24 protein-coding genes and 1 pseudogene are annotated in these 25,434 nt (G+C 58.1%); 18 read left to right on the plus strand and 7 right to left on the minus strand.

Features of this window, described 5'->3' with window-relative positions:
- Positions 1-28 precede the first annotated feature (28 nt).
- The 3 genes from ACN9MW_RS31660 to ACN9MW_RS31670 all read left to right on the plus strand — a co-directional run bounded on the left by ACN9MW_RS31660 (position 29) and on the right by ACN9MW_RS31670 (position 1,240).
- Entirely contained in the window at positions 29-355 is a 327-nt protein-coding gene (locus ACN9MW_RS31660; protein ID WP_426172387.1) for a hypothetical protein, read from the plus strand.
- Positions 356-422: 67 nt separating this feature from the next.
- Positions 423-932, plus strand: a complete 510-nt coding sequence (locus ACN9MW_RS31665) for a TraR/DksA family transcriptional regulator (RefSeq protein WP_426172388.1) — start codon at positions 423-425, stop codon at positions 930-932.
- A 20-nt stretch (positions 933-952) separates the two neighbouring features.
- A complete protein-coding gene (locus ACN9MW_RS31670; RefSeq protein WP_426172390.1) occupies positions 953-1,240 on the plus strand; it encodes a helix-turn-helix domain-containing protein in 288 nt (95 codons plus the stop codon).
- Positions 1,241-1,310: 70 nt separating this feature from the next.
- Here ACN9MW_RS31670 and ACN9MW_RS31675 read toward each other — a convergent pair whose 3' ends face one another.
- A complete protein-coding gene (locus tag ACN9MW_RS31675; protein WP_426172391.1) occupies positions 1,311-1,532 on the minus strand; it encodes a hypothetical protein in 222 nt (73 codons plus the stop codon).
- A 188-nt stretch (positions 1,533-1,720) separates the two neighbouring features.
- Positions 1,721-2,122: a hypothetical protein gene (locus ACN9MW_RS31680; protein ID WP_426172393.1), complete on the minus strand. Its 402-nt coding sequence runs from the start codon at positions 2,120-2,122 to the stop codon at positions 1,721-1,723.
- A gap of 228 nt (positions 2,123-2,350) precedes the next feature.
- On the opposite strand from ACN9MW_RS31680, the gene ACN9MW_RS31685 reads away from it, so the two are divergent.
- Positions 2,351-3,049, plus strand: a complete 699-nt coding sequence (locus ACN9MW_RS31685; RefSeq protein ID WP_426172394.1) for a hypothetical protein — start codon at positions 2,351-2,353, stop codon at positions 3,047-3,049.
- Between the two features lie 133 nt (positions 3,050-3,182).
- Complete coding sequence (locus ACN9MW_RS31690) at positions 3,183-3,713, plus strand: hypothetical protein (RefSeq protein ID WP_426172395.1); 531 nt, start codon at positions 3,183-3,185, stop codon at positions 3,711-3,713.
- Between the two features lie 78 nt (positions 3,714-3,791).
- Here ACN9MW_RS31690 and ACN9MW_RS31695 read toward each other — a convergent pair whose 3' ends face one another.
- Entirely contained in the window at positions 3,792-4,373 is a 582-nt protein-coding gene (locus tag ACN9MW_RS31695; RefSeq protein WP_426172397.1) for a YcbK family protein, read from the minus strand.
- Positions 4,358-5,014, minus strand: a complete 657-nt coding sequence (rnc, locus tag ACN9MW_RS31700) for a ribonuclease III (protein ID WP_426172399.1) — start codon at positions 5,012-5,014, stop codon at positions 4,358-4,360. Before rnc ends, ACN9MW_RS31695 begins: the two co-directional genes overlap by 16 nt.
- A 187-nt stretch (positions 5,015-5,201) precedes the next feature.
- Between rnc and ACN9MW_RS31705 the strand changes: the two genes are divergently transcribed.
- From ACN9MW_RS31705 to ACN9MW_RS31750, 10 genes and pseudogenes are all read left to right on the plus strand, one after another.
- The gene (locus ACN9MW_RS31705; RefSeq protein WP_426172400.1) at positions 5,202-5,888 is read left to right on the plus strand and encodes an EAL domain-containing protein; all 687 of its coding nucleotides are present in this window, start codon (positions 5,202-5,204) and stop codon (positions 5,886-5,888) included.
- 11 nt (positions 5,889-5,899) lie between these two features.
- On the plus strand, positions 5,900-7,141 hold the full coding sequence (locus tag ACN9MW_RS31710; protein ID WP_426172402.1) for a DUF1173 family protein: 1,242 nt from the start codon (positions 5,900-5,902) through the stop codon (positions 7,139-7,141).
- Between the two features lie 95 nt (positions 7,142-7,236).
- Positions 7,237-7,377, plus strand: coding sequence for a hypothetical protein (locus ACN9MW_RS31715; protein WP_426172404.1), 141 nt, complete (start codon positions 7,237-7,239; stop codon positions 7,375-7,377).
- 3 nt (positions 7,378-7,380) lie between these two features.
- Positions 7,381-7,713 carry a hypothetical protein gene (locus tag ACN9MW_RS31720; protein WP_426172406.1) on the plus strand — a complete coding sequence of 111 codons (333 nt, stop codon included), beginning with the start codon at positions 7,381-7,383 and terminating at the stop codon, positions 7,711-7,713.
- 36 nt (positions 7,714-7,749) lie between these two features.
- Positions 7,750-8,670, plus strand: a pseudogene (locus ACN9MW_RS31725) (recombination-associated protein RdgC); the annotation flags it as partial.
- A gap of 66 nt (positions 8,671-8,736) precedes the next feature.
- Positions 8,737-8,949 carry a DNA translocase FtsK gene (locus ACN9MW_RS31730; RefSeq protein ID WP_426172639.1) on the plus strand — a complete coding sequence of 71 codons (213 nt, stop codon included), beginning with the start codon at positions 8,737-8,739 and terminating at the stop codon, positions 8,947-8,949.
- On the plus strand, positions 8,946-10,004 hold the full coding sequence (locus tag ACN9MW_RS31735; RefSeq protein WP_426172408.1) for a phage Gp37/Gp68 family protein: 1,059 nt from the start codon (positions 8,946-8,948) through the stop codon (positions 10,002-10,004). The genes ACN9MW_RS31730 and ACN9MW_RS31735 overlap by 4 nt, the downstream gene beginning before the upstream one ends.
- Entirely contained in the window at positions 9,997-10,287 is a 291-nt protein-coding gene (locus ACN9MW_RS31740) for a hypothetical protein (RefSeq protein ID WP_426172409.1), read from the plus strand. The genes ACN9MW_RS31735 and ACN9MW_RS31740 overlap by 8 nt, the downstream gene beginning before the upstream one ends.
- Before the next feature lie 43 nt (positions 10,288-10,330).
- On the plus strand, positions 10,331-10,723 hold the full coding sequence (locus tag ACN9MW_RS31745) for a hypothetical protein (protein WP_426172411.1): 393 nt from the start codon (positions 10,331-10,333) through the stop codon (positions 10,721-10,723).
- Positions 10,720-12,495 (plus strand): SNF2-related protein, encoded by a 1,776-nt coding sequence (locus tag ACN9MW_RS31750; RefSeq protein WP_426172413.1) that lies wholly within the window; start codon positions 10,720-10,722, stop codon positions 12,493-12,495. The genes ACN9MW_RS31745 and ACN9MW_RS31750 overlap by 4 nt, the downstream gene beginning before the upstream one ends.
- Positions 12,496-12,533: 38 nt before the next feature.
- Here the strand turns inward: ACN9MW_RS31750 and dsr1 are convergent, their stop codons facing one another.
- On the minus strand, positions 12,534-16,364 hold the full coding sequence (gene dsr1, locus ACN9MW_RS31755; RefSeq protein WP_426172415.1) for an anti-phage defense-associated sirtuin Dsr1: 3,831 nt from the start codon (positions 16,362-16,364) through the stop codon (positions 12,534-12,536).
- Between the two features lie 243 nt (positions 16,365-16,607).
- On the opposite strand from dsr1, the gene ACN9MW_RS31760 reads away from it, so the two are divergent.
- A complete protein-coding gene (locus tag ACN9MW_RS31760) occupies positions 16,608-18,008 on the plus strand; it encodes an Eco57I restriction-modification methylase domain-containing protein (RefSeq protein ID WP_426172416.1) in 1,401 nt (466 codons plus the stop codon).
- A gap of 526 nt (positions 18,009-18,534) precedes the next feature.
- Here ACN9MW_RS31760 and ACN9MW_RS31765 read toward each other — a convergent pair.
- Positions 18,535-18,750, minus strand: coding sequence for a hypothetical protein (locus ACN9MW_RS31765; RefSeq protein WP_426172418.1), 216 nt, complete (start codon positions 18,748-18,750; stop codon positions 18,535-18,537).
- A gap of 347 nt (positions 18,751-19,097) precedes the next feature.
- Between ACN9MW_RS31765 and ACN9MW_RS31770 the strand changes: the two genes are divergently transcribed.
- A complete protein-coding gene (locus ACN9MW_RS31770; protein ID WP_426172420.1) occupies positions 19,098-19,241 on the plus strand; it encodes a hypothetical protein in 144 nt (47 codons plus the stop codon).
- 83 nt (positions 19,242-19,324) lie between these two features.
- Here the strand turns inward: ACN9MW_RS31770 and ACN9MW_RS31775 are convergent, their stop codons facing one another.
- Positions 19,325-19,786 carry a hypothetical protein gene (locus ACN9MW_RS31775; protein WP_426172422.1) on the minus strand — a complete coding sequence of 154 codons (462 nt, stop codon included), beginning with the start codon at positions 19,784-19,786 and terminating at the stop codon, positions 19,325-19,327.
- A 277-nt stretch (positions 19,787-20,063) separates the two neighbouring features.
- Here ACN9MW_RS31775 and ACN9MW_RS31780 point away from each other — a divergent pair, with 277 nt between their 5' ends.
- Complete coding sequence (locus ACN9MW_RS31780) at positions 20,064-25,430, plus strand: hypothetical protein (protein WP_426172424.1); 5,367 nt, start codon at positions 20,064-20,066, stop codon at positions 25,428-25,430.
- Positions 25,431-25,434 lie beyond the last annotated feature (4 nt).

The raw sequence follows: 25,434 nt of genomic DNA on the forward strand, positions 1-25,434 counted from the left end.
ACCTTTAACCCTATGTGAGGAGAGAAAATTGCCCTATCAAGATGTGTTCCCGAAGTTCGGGGAGTTGGACCTGGTGCTGCCACCAGGCTTCAGTGACGTGTCGCATTCGACGCACGCCATGCCAACCTTCAACATGGTTCTCCCCAACGGCAACGTGCTCCGCCTGCAGATCGACTTCGAAGACAAAGCCCTGAGCAAGTTCCCGAACCAGCCTCGCTTCTGTCTGTCGGTGTTCAGCGCCGGCGGGATCCGCATGCACGACGACATCCAGAACAACAGCTGGATTGAAACCACGATCATCGTGCGCGGGCTGCAGGAGTTTCATACTGTGCACAGTTCGAACCGCGAACCGTAATTTCCCGGTTGTGCGGTGGGATTGGCGATTTCGCCGCACTTTTTTAAAGCATTCCACCTGAATTCCCATGTTGCAGATCGCAACATTGGTAGCACTTGTTTCCCCCGGAAGGACGTACATGCTAACAGCGCAATTGGAACAAACGAAAACCAAGGCCCGTCGCAAAGGGCCGGAGGCGATGACGGAGGCGCAGCTCCTGGCAATGCCTGAAGCGGACTACATGAATGACGCGCAACTGGGCTTCTTCCGCCTCAAGCTGCGCGCGATGCTCGCGGACATTGGCGAACATGCAAAGAACAACATCCACAGCGCGACGCAGGTGGAGGTGACCGCCGATCCGTCGGACCGGGCCACTGCAGAGGAGGAGAAGTCGCAAGCGCTGCGCTCCGCGCGGCGCGACGCAGACAAGCGCACGCGGCTCGAGGCGGCGCTGGAGAGTATCACTTCCGGTGACTATGGCTGGTGCGCCGAAACTGGTGAGGCAATCGGTATCGAGCGGCTCCTGGCCCAGCCCACGGCGACGCTGTCCATCGAAGCGCAAAGCCGGCGTGAGCTTCAAGCCAAGTATCGTAACTGACCCTGCACGACCGCGTAGACATGAACGCTATCACCGACAAAATTCCGAATTTCACACAGGCTACGCTGCTCGATGCGGTGATTGCGCGGCTCGGCCTGAAGAATGACCTGGCATTGTCCAAGCATCTGGAAATCAGCTCGCCAACCATCAGCAAGATCCGCAATGGTCGGTGTCCAGTCACCGCCGCGGTGCTGATCATCCTGCACGAGGCTTCGGGTTTCAGCATCAAGGAGCTCCGATTCCTCATGGGCGATATGCGTCCACACACTGGAAAATCGGCGGGCCCCGCCCATCCTTTGCGCGCGTAGGCGCCCTGAAAGTACCAGAAATACACGTGACATGCGGCGCCAGCGATTAGGCGCCGCATGTTCGTGATTCTCAGTTCAACTTCATCGATCGCATGATCTCTACAGGTGAAGCGCTTGCCAGCATGCCGGCCATCGCCTTCGTGTAGATCCTCTCAACGCGAGTACGGTTCTCGTTCGTGTGCAGTTCCAGGGAACCGTCCATCTGCGACAACCATTCAACGTCGGCCGCGCCAACACCTGCGCGGGTCATCCAATCAAAAGGGTTCTGAGAAGGGTTTTGTGTGGTCGACATATGTAATTCCTTAAGAGGTGAAGGACAAGGCTGTCCCCCCATGACTCTCGCGAGAAAGCCATGAGGGGACAGCCAGGCCCCTCCCCCTTTTGGGGAATCCATAGTCGAAGCACTGCAGGCAAAGGCGCTGAACGCCCTCCCCGCAATTTTCATTTGCTCTGGCGCCGAGAGTGCCCGACGCCAAGTTCTTAGGTTGTCACCAGTTCCCAGGTATCCACTTCAGGCTTCGGACCGATAGTTCGCAATGCGAACAGACCGGTCGCAACCAAGGGAGCTGCGACATAGCAAACAGCCAGGCCAATGGCTTGCATGTTTCCACCAGCAGACGGCAGCTGGAGCTGTACACCGGCGATGGCGTAGTGCGTGATGGAATCAATTGGTTGAGCTTGGAGAAGCGCTAAGTATGCTTCAAAAGCATTGCCGCCCTGTTTGAGCAGTTCGGACTGGTGTTGGCATTCGGTCAGGACGCCGGCCATGGTCACGGCGATACCGATGATCAGTATCACCAGGATGGCATGACCGACGTGCACGGATGCGATTTTCGTAACGATGCCTTGGCTGCCGGCTTGATGAGATTGGATTGCATGCATGGTTCACTCCTGATTTTTGCCGCGAAAGCGACGAACGAAAAAAGGAGTAGCGCAGTACGCTGTCTTATGGTGACCAGAAGACAACGAGGAATTTGGAGAGCTGGGATCCTGTGAGTGCTTTCGGGAGCGTGCAGGACCTGTTGCAGATAACTTTGCCGAAGACCGACGCCGGAATACTAGCATAGGACTTTCGGGGAAGGAAACAGTACGGGTAAATGTTGGTGAAAAATGTCGCCATTCACGCCCGTTGGCGTAAAGGCTAGCGCTATTCTCGACAGCTATTTGGTGCACATCGAACACACACATATGAACGCTCCCTTCCCATCGACCGTAGCCGGAACCAACTCGTCGGCCGCCGACGGCTCCAAGCAGCTGACTGCCGCTCCTGGCAACACCGTCATTACCGGGGATGGACTGGCCCTCAAGAATGTCGATAAGATCGGGGCGCTCAACACGAACATCGACAGCCAGGTCGTCGCGCGGTTCCTGTCATGGCAGGTGAGCCGAGAGGTCCGCCGGGACTACCACCTGGTCACCTCAAAGCTGTTTAAACGCTCCCGCGACAAGGTGTTCAGGGCCCAGGCCAAGAGCTTGCTCGTCGAAATGGTAGTTCAGGGCGAGTTCTTGAAAGAATCGGCTCTGGAATATCCGGCGCCACCATCTGATCTCGTCGTGCCGATGGAAGTTCCGTTGCGAGTCGTTTCACCGGAAGCAGGCCTGCTCTATCGAGCGTTCTCTGAGGCCGATGCACCAATCGCAGCGCTAAACCACGCCAGCAAGACCGGCGTGATCAGCAAGGAGCACATGGAGCAGCTGGTCAAGCCCTTCCTCGACGCCTACAAGGACTTCAAGTCGTTCGTTATGGGACAGCAGCAGCTCTCGACCAAGACGGCAGCCGAACTGGGTGCCGAGGGCGGCATTTCGTAACGGCTCCCGGGCGCGGACTTGCGTGCACCGCTTTGCCCGTTACATTCAAGCAGCTCCGAAGTCGGGGTGATGTTGTGGCATAGTCATTGACTGGCCAATCTCTTAGAACCAACGCTGCTTTTAATGAATACCGATGTCTGTTGAACAAAATACTGACCGCGAACTGTTACCCGATGGCCGAGTCGTAAAAGGTGCGACGAAGATTGAATCCATTGTGACCCGCTATGAAGAGCGCGTGCAATTCACTCCAGTGAGCGCGACATGCGGTCGCATGTTTCGACGGGACTTCAACTATTTGACCGCGAAGATGTTCCTCCTCAAACGGAGGGCCGATAAGAGCGCAAAAGCAGCGTGGTTGCTCGCGGAGTTGGAACATGAGGTCAACTATCTGGTGGAGTCAACCGTTCGCCTTCCGGCGCCGGTTGCGCAGGAATATGCCCCTATTGAGTTTCGCTTGATCTCTCCGCAGGCCAGGCAGCTGTTCGACGTCATGGTGACCTTTGACAAAGCCATGGCCAAGGTTACTGAAAAGGATGGATTGGAAGCGGCAGAACAGCACTGCGCAGACTTTTTCAAGTACTACGGCCGTTTGAAGGATTGTCTCTTCGGAAGACGCGACCCGCGCGACAATGACACTCGCAACGAAGGGCAGACAGAGAAGTAACTAAGTTACTGATACTTCAGTGGAATTTCGAAAGCGCTACCGGATTTTAGCGCGCCCTTTCTCCGGATTTGCCGCCACCTACCCCCGCCAGAACCGGACTCGGCCGCAGTCGACGTGGGTGAATTCCTTCCCAGGATAGAAACCGACACCTCCCCCTGAAAGGTACAGGCCAAAGCGCGTGACGCTCTCGGTGCTGACACCCTCAATGCGCAGGTCCAGCGCCTTACCCTTGGTATGAAGGCTGTTGCGAACACCACCCTCTGTTGCGTTGGTCAAGGGATGCCGATAACCGGAATTGATGATCAGTGGGCGCGCCAGGCCGAAGCCCTGAAGCCAGCCGTAGATTCCCCGGGCGATGTCGAGGGCAACCACATCGTACTGGACTGCGAGACCGCGGTGCGTGTCGCGAAGGAGCCGGCAGATCGCATAGTAACCTTCCGGGACGACCTGCCCATTTGCCCAATACACCGCCCTGAGTTCTTCGCCTGTCGCTGGCCGGCGCAGCCACAGCTCACGTGGTTGGTCCCAAAAGCTTTGCGCGATGGCGGACTCTGGCAGTGCCAGTTGCGACAGCGCCGCCGCGGCTGCACCAAGAAGCCGGCGCCGGCCTGGCGACAGTAGATCGCCTTCAGCAGCTGGAAGGATCAGCGGAGCTGGCATCGCTGAATAGCTTTGCTTGCTGCGTCCGCTTCGGCGCGCTTTTTCGTAGGGCCTTCGCCGCTGGTCTCGATACCCAGTTCGCGGATCTTACAGGTGGCCTTGACCAGGTCACCTGCGGAGCGATTGGGTGCATCGATCATTGTGTAAGTTGGCAGGCCGATCCCTTTCCCCTGCAAGAGTTCCTGTAGCGCGGTTTTTGGGTCTTTCTTGAACTCCATGTCGCCACGGTTCATTGAGTCGATGAGCAGCAGTCGAACCACGGAGGTCACCGCATTCATTCCCCCATCCATGTAGATTGCGCCGAACAGCGCCTCTACCGCGTCCGCGATCATTGATGGCTGTGCGGTCTTCGAACCGTCCTGGTGATCGACTCGCATATGCTGATCGATGCCGAGCCGGCTTCCAATCTTGACCAAGGTTTCTTCGCGAACGAGCGCGGCCCTGGAGCGGGACAGAATACCTTCAGGCAGACCGGGAAACTTCTCGAACAGGAACAGGGCAGCGATCATGTTCAGGAGTGCGTCACCGATGAACTCCATGCGCTCATTGTTGATTGGACCACAGCTGCGGTGGGTTAGCGCCTGTGCGAGTAGGCGCTGTTCGGTGAATGTGTAGCCAAGGCGTGTTTGAAGTGCTATCAAAATCCTCTCCTCTGTATCCGCTGGAGAATAGCAATTACCACTGAGTCAACTCACCGGAAAACGCCTAGAAAATGGGCAAGAATCACGGCCAAATCTCGCGCTGATTCAAAAATGGCCCTTATACCCCGCTTGCTACAGTGTGTCGGTCAAAAGCAACTACTTCGCCTCGTTCACGGGACACCGCGCTATGCAGACCAAACACAATTTCAACGGCCGCCTCTCGATCCCTTCGATTAGTCCAGGGACCGCAGCGCTTCCATTCGAAATGCAGCCGATCATGCGCCTGGCCGATGAAGTAGTGCATGGGTACGAACTGCTCTATCGCGGCGCCCGGCCGGTCAGCTGGTCGGATGTCGACCGCTCCGTGCTCGCCTACTTTGCGAGCCGCGCGCAATCTAACCCGGTGCTCTACGTCAATCTGTCGAATGAGACGATTCTGACGACAGCTGACGAAGTATTCCATGAGGCGGCGCAGAAGAATAAGCTGGTCTTCGAGCTCAGTGAGTCATTCGTCGACGTCGGCAAGTTTGATGCGCTGGCGGATAAGGTCAACACTCTTTCTGCTGCCGGCGTGCGCTTCGCGATCGATGACTTTGGTAGCGGGCTCGACGGAATGAAACGGCTGTACGCGTTCAACCGTATCGAGTCAGTGAAAATCGATGGCGGCCTGCTCGCGACGACCATGTCCCGCCCCGACGCTGAATCTGCCCTGAAGGCCCTAGTGGCAAACTGGCGGTCCAGCGCGATCATCACAGTTGCTGAATGCGTCGAAAACGATGAAATGCTATCGTTTGCGAGGGGGCTGGGCGTTGACCTGGTGCAGGGATGGCACGTCGACGCCCTCCTGGCCCCTTCGGCGCTACTTACCGCGTAACGGGGGCTGTCTTGCCGATCCGCTTCCATATTCGCGTCGGGAACACCGACTTCAAGCCGTCCGAGCAGTCCAACATTAACCAGAAATGGGTTACCGCTCTTGCCGGCGCGCACCTTCAAGACCAGACGCATTGCTTATGTGGTCCCAATCCAGTTCCGCTGAGCGTCAAGCACTACGGCCGTGACACCCCGAGCAGTCACTATGGGGTGGCGCGCTGGCCAGACACCGGCTTAGACCATGACCCAGAGTGCGACTTCTTCAACGAAGAGACTGACAGCGGCGCCAGTGCCGGCACCAAGCCAGCATTTGACGAACTTGGCGAAGGGCGCATTCGGGCTCACTTGGCGATGGGACTGGGCCTGGCAGTGGCCAATGACAAAAATATGCCGGAGCGCGCAGCCGGCGGCAAGCAAGGTGTGCAGGCCTCAAGGAACCGTGCGTCCGAAGTCACACTACTCCAACGTTTGTGGCGCCACTCGTCTTTGAACTGCCTCGATGGCTATCCGCGCAATTGGTTCGGCGCCATGCTGAAGGCACTGAAAGGCGCTGACCGCATCGTCGTCAATCGCGCTGGAACTACGATGGCCGACTTCCTCCTGGTCGGTACCCAGCAATCCGCCCGAATCGCAGCCACACACAACCAGAAAGTTCTGGCCCGCGCTGGTAGCGAGCCATCCCGGTTGTTCGTGCTCGGCCGGCTCAAGCAGTACAGCGCCGAGAAAACGCAGTGCCTGCTGCCATTGCATGAAGGCTTCGGGTTGCCAAAGATCCTGGTCCAAACTTCACAACTTGCGGGCCTGGTATCTCAGCGTCCCTTCATGGTCAACCTGCTATCCGGCACCGCTGGCTCCGTAGTCGTGCTGGCGTGCATCGAGCCAGCTGGTAACGATTGGTGGAAGGTTGTGTCGATGGGCGGCATCACGACGACTACCAACATGGTTCCGGTCGATTCGAGTTACGAAACTGAGTTCGAAGAGCACCTCGTCTCCCTGGCACGGAAGTTCGTTAAACCAATTGCCATCAACGAGATTGACCAGGATGGAAATCGTCCCGACTTCATCTTGCTCGACACGCAGCCGCGCACTCGTTGCGAGGTCTGGGGAATGCAGACTGAGGAGTATTTGGCAGGCAAAGCGGATCGTATCGCTGAGTATGCGAAACGGGGACAGCGGCTGGTGTCATGGAGCGCCAATCCAAGGGAGCCATTTCCTGCTTTACCAGCTGCGAACGTTCAAGGTCATTCCAAAACCTAAGCCACTGACTTGCCTTGGCGATGGTCGTTGATAGGATGGTCTTACTGGTTCACGTGAGCCAGAAAACCGTATCACGATCTTGAAAGGAATTTGAAATGTCTACTACTTGGATGCTGCTGTTTGCTGCAATCGCGATGTTCTCCTGCGGCGCAGGTTTCGCGGTGAACTCGAACAACGACGATGACGACTGGGACGCCAGCGAGATGAATAAGGAAGGCATGAACTACAAGGAGTAACAGGTGTCCCCTTTCAGGGCGGTGGCGACGATCGTTGGCCGCCCACAAAGTCTTCTTCTCCGTTTCATCCTGACCGATGAAATCGATAAGCAGATTTTACTTCGAACGTTGGAGGTTCTCATGAAGCTTGCCGCTCAACTCTGCCCTGCCCTCGCGTTTTTTGTGCTCGGCAGGTATGGAGCTGGTTTGCTCGCAATGCTGCTGCAATTCAGTATTGTTGGCTGGATTCCGGCGTCTGAATGGGCGCTGCGCTCGATTGAGGACGTCTTCGACCAAGAGCGTCTTCAGCGTGAGTTGAATCGCCGGTACCAAAATCGCACCGCCCGCCGTATCTAATTCCCTTCCTCGAGACATCCAAGGAGTTTCCTCTCAATGTGGTTCAAAAATCTTCAGGTCTATCGCCTTCCAAAGGACTGGTCCATGACCGCCGAACAGCTCAACGAGCTGCTCAAGTCGAACGCCTTCACGGCTTCCGGAAGCAACGAACTGATTCGCCAAGGGTGGGACAAGCCCCGGCCAAATGGTGACCTGGTGCACGTCGTCAACAAGCAGATGTTGATCATGATGGGTACCGAAAAGAAACTGTTACCGGCGACGGTTGTGAACCAGGTTGCGAAGGCTCGCGCCGCCGAGATGGAAGAACAACAGGGCTTTGCCCCTGGTAAGAAGGCGATGAAGGAGCTCAAGGAACGCGTTTTCGACGAGCTGCTGCCGCGCGCTTTTGCCATCCGAAGCAACACGTTCTGCTGGATCGACCCGGTCAATGGCTGGCTGGTGGTCGATGCGGCCAGCCCGGCCAAGGCCGACGACATCATCACGATGCTGCTGAAGGCCGTCGACCGCATGCCGATCGAAAGCCTGCGCGTGCAGCGTTCCCCCGTCGGCGTGATGACCGCATGGCTGCAGGATGACGAAGCGCCAGCCGGCTTCACCGTCGACATGGACACCGAACTGCGCGCCACCGGCGAGAGCAAGGCGGCCGTGCGTTACGTGCGCCATACGCTGGAGCCGGAAGAAGTGCGCCGCCACATCGCGGCCGGCAAACAGTGCACCCGCCTAGCCATGACCTGGGACAGCAAGATCAGTTTCGTGCTGACCGAAGCGCTGGCCATCAAGGGCATCAAGCCGCTGGACGTGATGAAGGAGAACAACGCCGTCACCCGCAACGACGACGAGCGGTTTGATGGCGACTTCATGTTGATGACCGGCGAGCTGGCCAAGCTCCTTCAGGATGTCGTCGTTGCGCTGGGCGGCGAAACTTCGGCTGCGGACGGCAACGCCACTAACTCGGCCTCGCGCGCGAGTGTGTCGATGGCCAGAGCCGATGCTTCGATTGGGCGACCGGCGGAGACTCAGGATATGTCCGCATCAGGAGACGATCCCCTGTACGAACAGGCACGACAGATCGTGCTTGCACATAAGACAGCTTCGGTGTCGCTGGTCCAGCGCCAGCTGGGTATCGGTTACAACCGTGCTGCAAACCTCCTCGAGCAAATGGAGGTTCAGGGCGTAGTCGGCGCCGCGAACTCTGTTGGAAAACGAGAGCTTGTCTGCCGCGGGATGGCAACATGAGCGCGAACAGCAAGATTGAGTGGACGCAGCATACTTACAATCCATGGTGGGGCTGTGCCAAAGTCTCACCTGGATGCGATCATTGCTACGCCGAGCGTGATGCCAAGCGCCACGCGTCTTCGCGCATCCTGTGGGGTGTCGACGCGGAACGCCGCGAGTTCTCCGAAAAACATTGGAACGAGCCACTTAAATGGGATGCGCACGCGGCAAAGGCTGGCCTGCGGCATCGCGTGTTTTGCGCCAGCATGGCCGACGTGTTCGACAAGAACGCGCCTGCCGGCGCACGCGAGCGCCTTTGGGGCTTGATCAAGGCCACGCCTAACCTGGATTGGCTGATCCTGACCAAGCGCATCGGGAACGCGGCGAGCATGCTGCCTGCCGACTGGGACGATGGGTACGAAAACGTGTGGCTTGGCATTTCGATCGTAAATCAGGAGGAGGCGGATCGGGATATTCCGAATCTCCTGCGCACTCCGGCTTATCTGCGGTGGCTCAGCATGGAGCCGTTGCTTGGCCCTGTCGACATCTTGCGATATCTCAATGCACGTGGTGTGCACTGCCAGGAGGTGTGCCCCGACACCCGTTATGTCAATGACGAGGAAGTATCGACCTACGTTGCGAACTTGGAGACCATTCCTCTATGCCCTCGTTGCGGGGAGTCTGCATCGTGGACCGGATATGACCCATGCATAGATTGGGTGGTTGCCGGCGGCGAAAGCGGGCCGATGTCCCGACCGATGCATCCTCAGTGGCCTTTGGATATCCGTGATCAGTGTGTCGCTGCTGACAAGCCTTTCGTGTTCAAGCAATGGGGCGAGTGGGAAGCGGCCGAACTTGGGCCGCCTCCGGGTTTGAAGCCCGCTGAGGCTGACCGTTATCATCTGGTAGCGAGGTCTGGGCACACCGGAATCGTTGCCCAACTCGTTGGGGCGGAATGGATGCGTCGAGTGGGTAAGAAGGCCTCCGGGCGGCTGCTGGCTGGGCGGCTCCATGACGACTATCCGGATTTCCACGTCTCTCATTTGCCTGATGATAGGGGGACGAGTGGTGGGTGACGCCGAACAGCACCAAGCATCTGATGGCGGTAGCGCTGCAGCGAGCGAAGCGCAGACGCCGGCGCAGTTGCTGCAACGCCAGTATCGAGTGCTACTACATGCGCTGCAGACCGGGCACCCGGTCATTTACCAGCAGCGCCAGCGCTTCATTCACACGTTGTCGTTTCATTCGTCCGGCGGCGGAGTCGAAGCCGACGTTTACTTAGCCGGCCAGCCAGATACGATCCCGCCCATGGAGATCACGCTCGATCCTAACTATCGTAAGGACTACGCATTCAAATAGTCCTCTATCTACGCTCACCCGAACTCGAACCGAGGCCGCAACCATGACTGTTGACGAACGTATCAATTCTGATGAAACCCGCCTGAAGAATATCGCGCAGCTGCTCCCGCGCTACGCATATCGAATGGCGGACGAGAAGTTGTTCCAGGACGGGTTGTCGGAAGTGCTGAACTTGTCGGGTATCGCGCACCAGCGCGAATACGTCGCCGGGCCGCGCGACCGCTTCGACTTCTTCGTCGACGGCGGCATTGTCCTCGAGGCGAAAGTCAAAGGTTCGTTGCCGGCCGCATTGAATCAAATCGATCGCTACGCAGCCAGGGAGGATGTGAAGGCCGTGGTTTTGGTGACCACCAAGTATTGGGGCGCGGCGTCCTCTGTGCGCCAGCTGCGCGGCAAGCCGGTCTATGTCGTCAAGGTTCGGGGAGCGGCGTTTTGACCGCAAATTCTTACGGGAAAGTCGAGTATTGTGCGCCCTACTGGCAGATCAGCGGTGAACCGTTCGTTAAAACACGCCTGCGGCGCCACTTCCCCAGCGTTCCCCAAGGCCCAAGCGAGCTGATTTCGATCAGCGCGACGCCCGAGAACTCACGCGACCTGCAGTGGTTCCTTGATCGATTCCCGATGGATGTCGCCAGGCGCGACTTATTGGAGTCATTGGCGCAGCAGCATGTCGATACGGAGATGCGCCTGGCCGAGCTCATAAATGGCTATATCGCGCCCGGGCAGTTTGAGATGGCTGAACCGCCGCGGGATTACCAGGCCTTCGCATCACAGATGCTCGAGATCAAGGGCGGCCTGCTGCTGGCAGATGACCTTGGTCTCGGGAAAACCGTATCGGCCATCTGTTCGGCGGTGAAGCCGGCCAACATGCCCGTCTTGATCGTGTGCCCTGCCCACCTTCCCCGGCAATGGAAGAAGATGTTTAAGCGCTTCGCGCCGCACCTTACGATTCACGTCCTCAAGAAAGGAACGCCATACGACTTAATTCCCCGCACCAGGGGCGCGCAGCGCGAGTTGATTCCGTCGTCCATTCCAGATGTAATCATCACTTCGTACCACAAGCTCAGGGGATGGGCGGAGATGTTGAAGGGTCTGGTGCGCTACGTGGTGTACGACGAATGCCAGCAGCTGCGCAACCCGGAGTCCGACATCTACGCGGCGAGCAAGCTGGTTGGCGAAGGCGCTGCCCTTCGAATGGGGCTGAGCGCCACCCCGATCTACAACTACGGAGGCGAATTCTTCTACGTCATCGATGTGCTGTTGCCTGGCGCGCTGGGCACGCACAGCGAGTTCCTGACTGGGTGGTGCAAGTCGGGTCCCAATGGCAAGCCCATGCTCAAGGATTCCAAGGAGTTCGGCGCCTTTCTGCGGCGAGAAGGCATTATGCTGCGGCGGACTCGCAAGGACGTTGGTCGAGAACTTCCTGCGCTGTCGAAGATCATCCATGAGATCGACGCCGACGAAGAAGCGTTCAACGAGCTGCAGGGAGATGCGATTGAGTTGGCCAAGATTGTCCTCAAGCACAACGAACATTTCCGCGGCGAGAAGATGCTGGCCGCCGGCGAGTTCGACGCCATGATGCGTCAAGCTACAGGTATTGCCAAGGCGCCGTATGTCGCGGAATTCGTTCGAATGCTTCTCGACAGTGGGGAGCCGATCATCCTCTTCGGCTGGCATCGTGCTGTCTATTCCATATGGATGGAAAAACTAAAAGACTTTAATCCGGTCCTGTATACGGGAAGCGAATCGGAAAAGGAGAAGGACGAGTCTATTGCGGCATTCCTCTCTGGCCAATCGAAACTGCTGATTATGTCTCTGCGGTCCGGCGCCGGCGTCGACGGGCTGCAAGGATTTTGCAGCACAGGCGTTTTTGGTGAACTTGACTGGGCCAACGGCGTACAGGAGCAGTGCATGGGGCGCTTTCATCGTGATGGCCAGGAGGAGCCCTGCTTCGCATACTTCCTCATGTCAGAAACCGGGACCGACCCGATCATGGCGGAAATCCTGGGCCTCAAACGTGAGCAAATTGAGCCGGTCCGAAACCCAGACCTGGCGCTTGTCGAACCGATCGACACGGGAGCAACGAATATCCAGCGCCTGGCACGCGACTATCTCTCGCGCCGGGGCGCTCCATTGGTTGACGAGCAGGTGGATCTCGTCGTCGACAGCATCCAAATGAAATCGGACGAACTGGTGGACCTGCTCTAGTGTATCCAATCGTCTCCGCGCCAACGGCACTGAATATGTTAGCCGGCACGCTTACGGCTATACTCTCGGAGTCTCCGATAGCTCGCATCGTCGGCAAGCTTCGGGGTGGCATTCACAATGTCCTCCAAACACTGCGCCAACTCCTGATACGCCCATTCCTTTTCAGTGATTACTGCTTTTAAAAGCTGCAACGTCTCTTTCGGATACCGACTGCTTAGGTCGGATTCCTTTAACATGCGCAGCAGATAATGAGGATGGTCCATAGGTTTCAGCCACCCCTTCACAGCCGCCAAGGCGTCTGGAAATGCGTTGCCCGCCGCGATCGCCATGCGGGCCAATGAGTCCGAAATACGTGTGCTGGCCAGTTCTCGAGACTTCGGCCAGACTTGCACGAAAAACGGCTTGGCTCGATTCCGCCAATAATCCTCCCTCTGTTCCCCTGCGCTTTCCATGGCCTGAGCGAGGGCTTGTGCGGAATGCTCCAGCCCTGCTTGTGGCATGGCGCCGATTGCCTTCCTGAAGTCCTCCAACGTAAATCCTTCGGTCGGGCCTAATGCAGCATATGTGAGGAATGCAGCGAATTGCTGGCTGTGCTCTCCAAGATCGCCATAGCGCGTCGCGGTTTCGAGAAACTCCCGTTTAAACGCGGAGAGTAGAGGCTGATACAAGCGCGGAGACCACAAGAATCCCTCCCACACAGCCTTTGATTCCACAGGATTGGCCCAGTCAAAGAGTGGCAGCAGTTTTTGCTCGGTCCAGTTGGCGTCCACTCGGAAGAACGCAATAAGGTTCGCGCCCATCAGTACCCTGCCGTGGCGGAACCGAACCACGTTCACGTCGCACATCGCGGTGAACAGTGGCGCTAAATCGTCTGGGAGCAGGTCGTTGTCGTTAGGCTGACGCCTGAACCACAGATTGATTAGGGCTTGCGTGATATGGCCTACCGGGTGGTTGATGGCGGATCCCACAGGATCATAAGTTTGGACCCCATTGCGTGTAACGTGCGCGCCTTCGCCGGGCTCGAGGGGCAGGCCCAGGATCCGGGTGCATAGGTCCAGCAAGATTTCTGTGTGTAGGTGGCTTGATTTTGATGCCGCTTCAATCCACCAGGTGAAGGCTTGAATAACCTCGGTGATGACGGAATCTGGCATGGTGCGCACAAGCGGTGCGGCAAATCGCCACGAACGCAGGAGCATCCCCTCCTCGGCCCATACTTGAAGTGCTTCTCGCCAACGGACTGTCGGCCAAACATCGTCATGGGCCAAATCACAAAGTGCGGCAAGGCTGTGAAAGAAGCGTGTCCTGCATACCTCGCGCCAAGTGTCTTCGTAAAATGGTCGTTTATCTGGCACCGGCATTGGGAGCCATTGGACAAGCTCGCGCCGCATTTTAGGCGCAACAGCAATGTCACGGCTGGCTTCATAGTCCGGGTCACCGGTACCGCTCATCCAACTCGAAAATTCATCACGCTGGTTATCGGCTAGTCTCCACTTCGGGTTGGCTTCGGACAGTTCAGCGAAGCGCACCGCGGCCGCCGCGCCCAAAGCGAGACCTGAGCTGCGAAGTATCGCAAGGTTCAGCCAGACGTCGCGCGCTACGATGTCTTGCCACCGCTCAAGCTCCAGGTCTTCCTGATACATTTCGCGTGGCGGGCCTTCGAGAATAGCCTCTTCCAAGCGTCCTTTTGCAGCACCTGTTAAGTGCTTTCCTTGCAATACAAAGAGGCGCGATACTTCCCGTCCAGTGTGCGGAGTCCAGAGCCACCATGCGTCGTTGGTCAAGAGCCAAGTAACCCATTCATCGGGCGGGATGCAGCTTTCTTGGCTGGCAGCGAAAAGCGCTAGCCGCTTAAACGTCGGGTAAGGTAGTGCGAACCAGGTGCGGGCGATTAACGCAGCACGTTGAACGTCGCTCTTATGGATCGGAATCCATGCCTCTCGCAATAGTTCGATCAAGCTTACCCAGTCCTTGAATCCGCGGTTCTGCCAATGCGGGGTGATGGATGGCAAATGCCAGTACGATCTATCATCGAGGTCGTCGGCTTCTCCCAACTCGCGCAATAGGTCAAGGGCATCTCGTAGCAGTTGTTGGATGTCCTCCAACAAGAGCGGCAAAGCCGATACCCAATGTTCCTCAGTAGATTGGCAAAGCGTGGAATGCACATCATCTGCAGCCAAAACCATTTCCGCGTCCACGATCTGACTGATACGCTCGATGGCGTCTTCGCTGAGTTGATCTTCAGCCCAGCGATACGGTCGCTTCAAGGCGATCTGTGGTGCCAATAGCTCGCGCAGCTGCAGCCGAAGAGTGGTGGTCAGGCCTTCGCGCTTTAGACGTAACTTCCACCGATAGAGGTCCACGTCGCGCCAGTTCGACTTCACCCGGCCACTTAGCAGCAAGCGCCATAAAGTGCGCATCAAAGGACTTGGAATCGCCATTGGCGCGTGAAGTCGAATCTCGTCTAGCGCAGCCACATTGCCTTCACGCTCCAGCGAAGCGATGTGATCGAGTTGATATTCGACCATAAAGGGCCATCGATCCTGCATTTGCCCGCCCCGCTCGGCGATCCAAATAAGTAACCGGACGTCATTCAAGTGACGCGCTAGCCAGCGTGCCAAGTACGCCATGACGTCGTCCCACTGACTACTTTCAACTCTGCCTGAGGCTAATACCATAAATGGTGCGCGATCATAGGGGGCGGGACGACGGACCATGCTGAAGGTAAGCTTCGGATCAACATCTTGTCGGGCCGGCACGCCAAAACGTACGAGATCGCTGTGAACAAATCTATCTTTGGCGAAGGCTTCCAACAGCCAATCCAATGAGGGGGTGGGATTGAATTCGGCAAAGCGTTTAGCAGGTAGGCCGGACTTGTCGGATAGCGCCCACAACATCCTGCCGACGAAGTCATCCGATTTTGTGCTGTCCTGTGGCTTGGCTAGCGCATGTTTGACGACGATCGCTTCCTTCCCCTCGACGCCGTCGCGGTACGTTTCTCCCCAGGCATGGAGCGTTTGGTGCAAGACCGCATAAGGATAACTGCCCGCCTGCGGGTTAAAGAGAATAGGTTTAACTCCTTTTGCCTCCCATTCTTTCTTCTCTTGTGATTCTTGTCCCGGATTGCACTCGCCAAAAGCCCATGCTTGGGGAGTGAGTTCCCCCAGTAATCGGTCAGCCGCTAAGGCATCCATCATGTATCGCAGCACGGGATCGTTGATTCCGTAACCTACGAAGCAGACTACATAGTTGCGGAACAATTCGCTTACGAAACGCGCAGCCCACCGCTCCGTGAGATAGGCTAGGCCGAAGTCGCCACTGGTGACAATTAGGCGGTTGAGATCCGTGTCTTCAATCTTTTGGGCCAATAGACCGTGCAAGAAGACGAGGCCATCCCAACGGCTAGCCTTCGGTACTGGCAGCATCGGCGCCGCATACTCATGAAAGGCTTGCCCTGTGCGCCTTCCAGCGGCATGAAATACCCGGTCGAAGTTCGTTGTGACTAAACGTAGTACGCCTTCTCGGCTGCGACCGAGGCGCAACAGTGCTGCGTGCGTATCGATAGCGCCTTTGCGACGGAGCTTTGGCTGTAGAGCGTTTGCGAGCGCCTGGCGAACATCGCGACGTTGCCCTGGCAACCGACGTTCAAGGAGATCGAGCGTGGCATCGTACCGGCAGTTATCGAAAGCCACCTGCTCCAACTTGTCGAATTCTGCGCCGTTCAGCTTGTAGATGTCTGTCACGAGACCTTTGAAGTCCTTCAGTCCAGCGGGGTAAGAAATGCCCGCGCCGCAAAAGAACACCACCCTGCCTTCTTCGTGAGCTTGCAGGAGTTCGTCCGGGATGTCCGGACCGTCGACTACGAACTGCATCTTATTGCCTTTCTACGGGAGCTACCTTCAACAACGCCGTCGGAAGCGCGATGCCGGGGAGTTTGAACAATGAACTCCAAGTCACTTGGACTCAATGTTTGGAGCTGCATATGACAAATTGTCAGAAATTCTAGCAGCTTGATAGTTCAGCAAGCAATGCCTTGAACTGCAGCTTCGCGTGCCTTGCAATCGATGAGGTCTCATCCATCATTAACCATCTACGTATTCCAGAGAAATGACCCGATGTCCCAGTTCGAATCAAACTTCCTGTTTGCCAATGACGAAGTGCACGCCGCGCGAATCGACGCGATAGACCGACTTCATGCAGCTACCGCTTTGTACACATCCGAACCGGTAGTAGACCAACTGCTGGCCCGGTTGCGCTGGCCGGAGGGGAACGGTAAGCTTGCGGACACCAGCGCCGGTGATGGCCAGTTCCTTGGAAAGGCCTTGCAAAAGTTGCTGGCCGCCGGCCGCAGTGACCAGGAGCTTCTGGAGCTCCTCGAGGGATGGGAGATTCACCCTCATGCATGCGCACAGGCTCGCGCGCGCTTAACCGAAATACTGGTGGGCGCCGGTCGCAGCCGAGCGACCGCATCAACGCTGGCTGCGCGGATCGTACACAACTCGGATTTCCTGACCCAGGGCCCGACGTCTCCGCGCTACGATACGATCGTCGGAAATCCACCGTTCCTGCGCTGGACGAACGTCCCAGAGGTCCTGAGAGACGAGTATGCAAACCATGTTCCAGACTACGCCACCGGTTGCTTACTCCATAGTTTCTTGGATCGATGTAATCGGACGTTGAATGCGGGTGGCGAGATGGTACTGGTGTCTAACGACCGCTGGCTGTTCAATACCGGCGCCGCAAGGTTGCGGGCGGAGCTCGGACGTAGGCTGGGCATCCAGCACGTGGAGCGGCTGGATCCGAAGTCTTCTTTCTACCGACCCAAGAATAGGAAGGCCGGCACTCCGCCTCGCATCACGCCGATTGCTGTTCACCTCACAGACGGTGGTGGCCGCCAGCTCACGAGTGCCGCGATCTATCCCGACGCCGATCTCGCAAGCTACGAAGGACTGCCGCTGCTTGGAGATTTGGCAGAAGTTAGGCTTGCGCCTTGGCTCGGCCCCGAAGGGATCTTCTTTTTTTCGATGGAGGAGGCGCACGCCAAACATTTGCCGCTCGATTCGCTTGTGCCTGTCTTTGACACCGACGACACGAAGGATGGAATATTCCGGTACCCGACCAGGTATGCGATCCGCACCGATCCCAAAAAGGAGCCCTGCGATGCCATCATGTCCCACCTTAAGAGCCGTTACGGGAAAATGCCCGCTGGTGCCCGTATGAGCAAGCTTTGGATGCCGCCCGAAGCGCATTGGCATTGGGATTTGGATCAGCCGTCTTTGTTCCTCTCACGCATTGCTCAGTCGCCCTCACCGGTGCGGGTGCCGGCAGGAGTGCTCCCAATGAACCATCATCTCCGCATCGCCTGCCGCAACCGGGAGCTGCTGGAGAAAATCGCTCGCGCGATGAGCGGCGAACTGGCGGCTAAATGGTTCGCTGCCCACGGGTGCCCGCTCGAAGGCGGCTTCTGGTCAATGAGTGCGCCACTGCTTCGGAAGATGCCTTTGCAGCTCGACTAAACCGCGAATTTAAGTAGTCCACAAAACAATATAGAAATTGCATCGACGACTTCGCATGCGAAGGTGTGTACTTCATGTTCACTCGTACACACCGAACAAAATGCCAAATTCAATCCAATTGAGAGACGCGCACCTAGTCGTTGTCCCAATGCAGGACGGGACGAGCATCACTTTGTCTGAGAGAAAAGCGACCCATGGAAAGGGGCCGCTCTTGCGACACTTCAGGCTCACGAGGACAGCCGCGCACACAATAGCCATCCAACATCTGGACTTCACTGGTGCTCAGTACGAATTCTCGTTGAACATCACTGATGGAAAAGCCACGTTGGTCCGGCCCTGTCTGGCGGCGAATGAGGAGGGAGAACTCTTGATACGGGTACTCTGGAAGGCGCTTTTGGAAACCCAAGCTTTGACGTTTGGCCTGGCGGTTTGTAACGGTTAAGAGAGAGGCGACAAGCTTAGAGCCTGCCCGGAGGCGGAGGGGCAAAGCGAAGCGCGGATATTTCAGCGCGCTCAGCTGCTCGATCTATGGGCTACCCCAGATCATCCTCACTACCGGTTGGCCCATTTGCAGAGTGATCGATACGGACAGCTCAGAGCCGTCTGCGTAGCGCATGATGGTGGATCCGTCCTTCTCTTCTGTCGCTACATTCCCCTTCGAAGTCGCGACGATTTTGTCGGCGTCGTGCAGTTTGGCGCCGGCGTTCTTCCAGTCACGAAAAGTCTGTTCAGCTTGATACATTGTGCTCTACCGGTTCAAGTTTGTCGCGGCGCCGGCCAGGTTTGAGCCTCCGACACCGCCTCGCGAAATTTTGGATAGCAGAAGAGTACCAACCTTTCCAGATCGGGCAAGTTTGAAAGCGTCGTCAGAAGGCACCGTATTCGATGACTGGGTATCTCGCGAGGGTCCATCCAGCCAAGGGCCGTGGCGACTGACATGGGCGCCGCTGCGTGATCTCGCCGAGATCGTGGAGTCGACCAAGCGCTGACGGGCCGCTTCGACCAGTTGGAATGCGCGCGGCCGCGATCCGGACCGGGCTGCGCCGTCGGCGCTGCGCAAGGACAACCAGCTGCAGGGCGTAGGCGAGCGTGACTCAGACCAACATCGTCAAGTACATCGCAGACGAAGAGCCGTTGGGCGATCGCGCTCGAGGATCCGACGCCAGCGAGCGGCTGCGCATGGGAATAGCGGCCACAGTGCTTGGGCGGGCGCGCGATACCGTGACCTCGTAAGACCTACATCTACTCGGCACAATCACACCGGCGTTCACCAGGGTAGTGGCCGCAACTTCTGCTTCAAGTATGAGCGTGGCGATCTACTCGCAGCTCAGCGCCGTCGACTTGTTCATCTTCAATGTCGTGTCGTAATCGGCGCGGTCTTCCGGTTGGGTACCGCCACAACAAACGAAGGCGGTACGCGTGAGCATGACGTAGCAGACTTTCAGCGTACCTGCACGCACCGCAGCCGCGTCGTTCCGTTCGTTTTCTTCGGTCCAGCCGTCGACGGTGATCGTGCCGTCATTCTCCTGGCGCAGGATATTGAATGCGTCCGGGCTCATGCGAATGCTGGCTACACAGTGGTCGAGTTTGTCGTAGAGCGCCACCAGCCGTGGCGGGGCGCCGTTCGCGTTGGCGGCCGCCTTCTTACTAGCCAGTTCGCTTCGGTAAGCTGCGGTATCGGGACAATAGTCCGGGCCGCAACTGCAGGCGGCCATAGCCTGTCCAACCGCTGCAAGCCCCGATGCGCAAAGCGCTGCCACCATCAAGCACTTCATCATGATTCCTCCGTCCAAGTGATGGTACTTTCAGTATTAAATGCGCAGCCCTAGGCGTACCCGTATCCAATTTATCCTCCACTTTGGTTGACGAGTACACACCTTTCCGGTCCCGTCGTTGTTTTTATACCAGTGCGAATAATTACACGGAAGACATTTCCCACCCCGTGGTAAGCTAGCACTAATTGCAATCATTGCAATTTCTTTTGGTAAGCTTTCGCTTGCCCGCGATTCCTCCCGGTTTGTCAAATTTTGGTAGCGCTTTCTTTCGGAGAATGCGATGTCTAATTTCGAAGGGCAGTGGAACACGCATATTCAGGATATCGAAGAAGGCTGGCTGCGCGCGCGTCGGAGCAACCGCGTCAGCCTGCTGCCGGAGCTATGGTATGCGGAAGGTTATTCGCGCGAAATTGACCTGAAATTCGACGTCGCTCTGAAACCGAGAAATGTCGTCAAGCTCACGCTACATGCGCAGGACGAAGAAGATTTCGCGCCGACGCTGGCGGACGGGTGGTATACGTTGACAGAGCCGGACCTCGAGATCGACGAGCCGGCGCCCGTGTATTTCGACGGCTTGTCGCTGATGCCGGACAGGAAGGGACATATCGCTGTCCTCAAGAAAGCCCGGCGCGGCTTCGACTTCAGTTACACCATCACCTTGGCGATCAAAAGGGCCACGCTATCACCCGTGCTGGCCGAATCGAGCCTGCTGCGTTCGTCGCAGCGCGATCTGTCGTCCGCTGAAGTGGCCATTGAGTCGGAGTACTTCAGCGCCACTTGCGGACCGGATGCCATCGTCATCGCCGATACCGACTCCAAGGCGAAGCTTGAGATTCACTGCGAGGGGGCCCAGCCCGGCCGCGATGCGGTATGGATTGCGACGCTCAAAGTCGACAATCGGTTTGGGGCATCCAATGACGAGCAAGTTAGTGTCCAAGTCAACCATTCGCCGTTCGCCGTCGCGCAGATGCTAGCGCCGGACTTCGTCCCTGAGGCCGGCACCATCCTCGCCCAGTGGAGCAGCGATGACCCGGACGGTCAGCAATGGCGTTTCGGGGTTGAGTTGGTCAAACTGAATCTGCCTCCACAAGCGGTGGGCGAGGCCATGGTGCGCGGAAGCCGCTTTCGCCCGGCCGGCAGCGACAGCCCGCTGCCATCCGACAGGCCAGTTGGGTACCGCTTTTCCCGGCGCACCGAACTGACCGTGCGGCCATCGCGCCTTGACCGACGCTATACAGTTCATCCCGGCGATCTGCTGTCGGTGCTGCGCGACGCCGAACTTGAACGCATGGTAACCGAACTGGCCTATCCGCTCGAAGTGACTTATCAGCGCACCCCGGACCTGCAACGCACCGTGATCGTGTCGGAAGTGGGCAAGACGCTGGGCAAGCCAGGTGTCGCCTTGCCCGACCAGAACCCGGAAAGCGCTTTCAGTCCGATGCTCGCCCAGTACTACAATCAGGTAAAGCTTAATCTGTCCAAGACTGTCGTCTCCCAGCGCTTGCGTCATCTGGCTGCGCGTGCCAGTTTTCGCCACCGCGTGGCCCAGTTCCCGCTGGCCGACGCCAACTACCCGCTGCGCCGGCTAGATTTGCGCGAAGGCCTGTCAGCGCGCCTACGCAGCACAAGGGATGGCATCAAAGCGCACGCACCACCCATCTATCCGTTTGCGGACGGCGTGGTCCCGTCTCAGGACCAACTGGCCGGTCTCGATGGCTACCTGGCCGCCGCCCCTTCGGATGCGAAGCTTCCGGCCGGACTGTTGTATTCGGTCGAGTTCGCATCCGAGCTGGGGGCCATCCTGCGCACGCCCGTCACGCGCGACGTGCAGCTGATGGACATGACTCTGTCCGTGCTGGGGGCGAGCGGCGCCATGCAGGCCGCGTTCGACGAAGGAAGGACGGTGTTCGATGTGACGGTGGAAAATGGCCAACTGTCGCGCCTCGTAAAGACGCGCTACGGCCGCATCGCGGCCACGTGGAACAAGGCCCGTCATGTGGTGATCTACGAACGAAGTACCGCGCCGGGGGCGCAATTCCAGGCGGAACAATCGGACGAATGGTTCCCTGGTCGCCCGCTGCTGCGCAAGATGGAGGAGTTCGTGGAAATCCTCGAGCCAAACCGCCTGTTCGGCGCAGAAGCCAGCGCCAGCCAGAACCGCGCCGGTTGCCTGCATGCGTTCCACTTCGCCACTCGCACCATCTACGTCAACAGTGCGTGGGGCCGCGATGTGCCGTCGGGGTATGAAATTCCCCTCTACAATGAACTCGATACGAGTGGCTTTTACGTTAAGCCTTGGGTGGGGCCGGTCGCGAGAGGCGGCGGGGAGGAGCTGACACAGCACTGGCACCGGCAGCCGGAGCATTTGTATTTCTACACCAACACCGAGTCCGGCAAGGGCTCCGATACCGACCTGTGGTATGCGCAGGCACACATCGATTTCAACGGCCACCCGGACCTCGGCGCCATTGCCGGACCAGAACGGGTACCGGGCGATCGGATCATCGACCAGCGCTGGGTACCAAGCTACACCCTGGAAGCGGCCGCCAATCCTCGCTTCGCCATGGCGGTCGATGCTGACGGCACCTCGAACCTGATGCACGGGCGCGGTGCCGAAGAACTGGTCGCCAGCGTACGTACGATGCAGATCGAACGCACCATGGCCACGTCGCGGATCGATCTCAGCGCAAGCAGCGTGCTGGCCAAGCACACGGATGTCGCCACGCATGCCAGCAAGCTCTGGGAATCGGCCAAGGCCGCCGCCGAACTCAAGAGCATCGACTCCACCATTGGCTCGATCTTGAGTGACGCGAAAACGCTATGGAAAACCTTCGGCGCGGGAGGGAGCTGCGAGCAGCTGCGTGAGCAGCTCAAAGCGCGTGTCACGGCTGCGTTTGACGAGTCGCACAAACGCCTTGAGGACACCCCCTTGGCAGCCTTGCCGGCCACTCAGGCCGAGCTCACGAACAATATTACCGAGGGTTTCAAGCTGGTACAGCGCCTGCCCGATGCCGTGATCGACAACGCCTGCGAACAGGGCGATCGTGCCCTTAAAGAACTGCGTAGCTGGATGACGCAGCTCATCAGCGATGCCGGCCAGATAAAACTGCGCTGGCGCCAGATCGAAGAAAGCTATCTGGTCTTGCCGTTACGAACGATGCTACTCCGCGGTGTCACGGCATTGTCCGGCCCGATCTCGCTGCTCGATCGGATCATTGCGGACCTCGATCGGCTGGTGCTGGGAATCAACCATGACCAGAACGACTTCATGCAGGCGCTCGGCAACGTCAAGGCCGACGCAGATGAGCTTTTGGACAGTGTACCAGCCGCCGACTTTCAGCAAAAAGTACTTGCGTGCATCGCAGACGCCCTTACCAAGGTCACGACCCACGCCACCCAGCTGGAAACTACCCGCCCCCAAATCGACAAGCTGACATTCCCACAGCAGGTGCAGGGCCTGCAGCACTGGCGCCAGGAAACGCGGTTCTTGCTGCTGGCACCGGCCCGGCTGCTTAAGGACGCAGTCGCGACGCTGAAAAAAGCGCACACTGATGTGGCCGCCATCGATCCGGGCCAGTTCGATGCCATCAAAACGCTATTACGCGATGCCATGGCAGGCGCTGTCGATACGCTCGCCGACCAGGTCGGTACACTTATGGCCGGCATCACCCAATGGCTTGGCAAGCCTCGGGTTGAACTGGGCGGTCTGAGGGAGGATCTGAATGGCCAGCGGACCAGCCTCGCCAACGGCGCCTTTACTGCTGAAGTCCAAGACGCGTTCAAAAACGAACTGAGTGCCTATCAGACCCTGAAAACCGCCATCGACACCAATGTGGTTGATCTGAGCGCGCACGTGAAGGCGTTCGATGCCGCGCTCGAAGCTCTGCGCCTTCTGGCCGCGCGTCCACGACCCGACCAGCGCGCCGCCCTTGCCGTCGCAGCCAGTGCCAGTCTGGGCGACTTCACCGGCATGATCGATGCACGGGTCCACACGATGGCAAACGTCATCGGCGACATCAGCGAAGATGTCAAGGTGCGACTCGCGGCTGGTCAGGGCGCGGCCCTGGCGGAACTCGAGGCCAGAAAGGCCGAGGTGCTGGCAATGGTCAGCGAGCTTGAACATGACTGTACCGAATGGGACCGCTTCGCAGGACAACTGAAGGACAAGGTCGATGAGGTCGTTAGCGGACTGCGCGATGAATTCACGGCCCAAGCGGCGCGCCTGTTCGACCAGCAGACCGTCGAGAGCGCCATCGCGGTCCGGGACGCTGTAAACGAAATCATCAGGAAGGCCGAAGGAGGTGCGGACGCACTGCTGCAGAAGGCGTGCGCCAGCGTGGCACCTAAGGCCAGCCAAGCTATCAAGCTGGCACGACTGCTGACCGATCCGCCCCAGCTGCCCCAGCTCACCATCCGCACCGACCGACTCGAATGTGTCTTCGACGACCTGAAAGACCAGATCGAGACCTCACCTTTCGTGGCGCGTTTGCGCGAGCTCGATGCTGGCATCAAAGAACTGGGCCTGGCCCTGCCGTCACGCGCGCTGATGAAAAACATCGTTCCGGATGCCTTGCAGGGCATGGATTTTTCCAAGATTATCCGAAACGCCGCGCTCGACTTCGAGAATTTCTTCAAGAAATTTAAACTGCCCCAGATGCCCGAAGGCGCGATCCGAGTCAGCCACCATATCAACCCTAAGACCCGCAGTGCCAGCATCAAGGCCGACATCAACCATCAGTTCAGCACCACCGAGTCGCTGTTCGAAGTCATGGCACTGAGCATGGACGTCCGCAAGCCGAAACTCACGGCCAGCAGCAATGTCGAGATCGCCTCCAACGAGTCCGGAAAATCCCGCACCCAAGCCCAGTTCAGCGGCGACTGGATCCTCAATTTCGCCGGCCAGCCGTTGGTGACCTTCGTCGGCGCCAGCATCCAGTACAGCGACAGCGGCAGCTTCAAGTTCGACCTCGATCCGAAGAAGATCGAACCCCATGCGGCGCTCAAGTTCATCGGCGAGGTGATCCGCGCGCAAATGCCCGAGCTGCCCGAAAGCGTCGAGATCATCAAGAACAGCGAAGGCATGCCGGTCGGCGCCAGCATCGTGCAGAACCACGCTTTCGGCCCGCTGGAACTGGGTGCCCTATCGATTGGCGAAACGGTACTTGCCTCGGGGTTCGGTCTGCGGGTGGTCGACGGCAAGATGAAAATCGATGCCTCGTTCGGCATCGGGACGGTGTCTGCGCCCGTTTTCCTGCAGATCGGCCTGTACGGCGGCGGCGGGTGGCTGACCACGCACGCCTACATGGATTACGAGGAGGGCCAGATGCATCCCGGCTACGAGGCCTCGATCGGCGTGTCGCTTGGATCGACCAAAGCATTCTCCCTGGCCAGCGTTGCGCATGGCAACTATGCGCTGCGCTTGTTTATCGAGGCCACATTTTCGGAGCACGCCACTTCTTTCATCGCCGGCCTGCAGCTGGCAGGTTCAGCACGGGTCCTGGGCTACCTGAACGCTTACCTGAACTTGCTGGTTCAGGTAGAGCACGGTGGTGGGCAGATGCAAGGGCGCGGCCAACTGGACGTGTCGATCAAAGTTTGCTGGTGCTACACCGCGCGCATTTCGCGTACCGTTCAACAGACCATGTGAGGAT

Source organism: Pseudoduganella sp. R-34, from assembly GCF_049904655.1.
Taxonomy (GTDB): Bacteria; Pseudomonadota; Gammaproteobacteria; order Burkholderiales; family Burkholderiaceae_D; genus Rugamonas.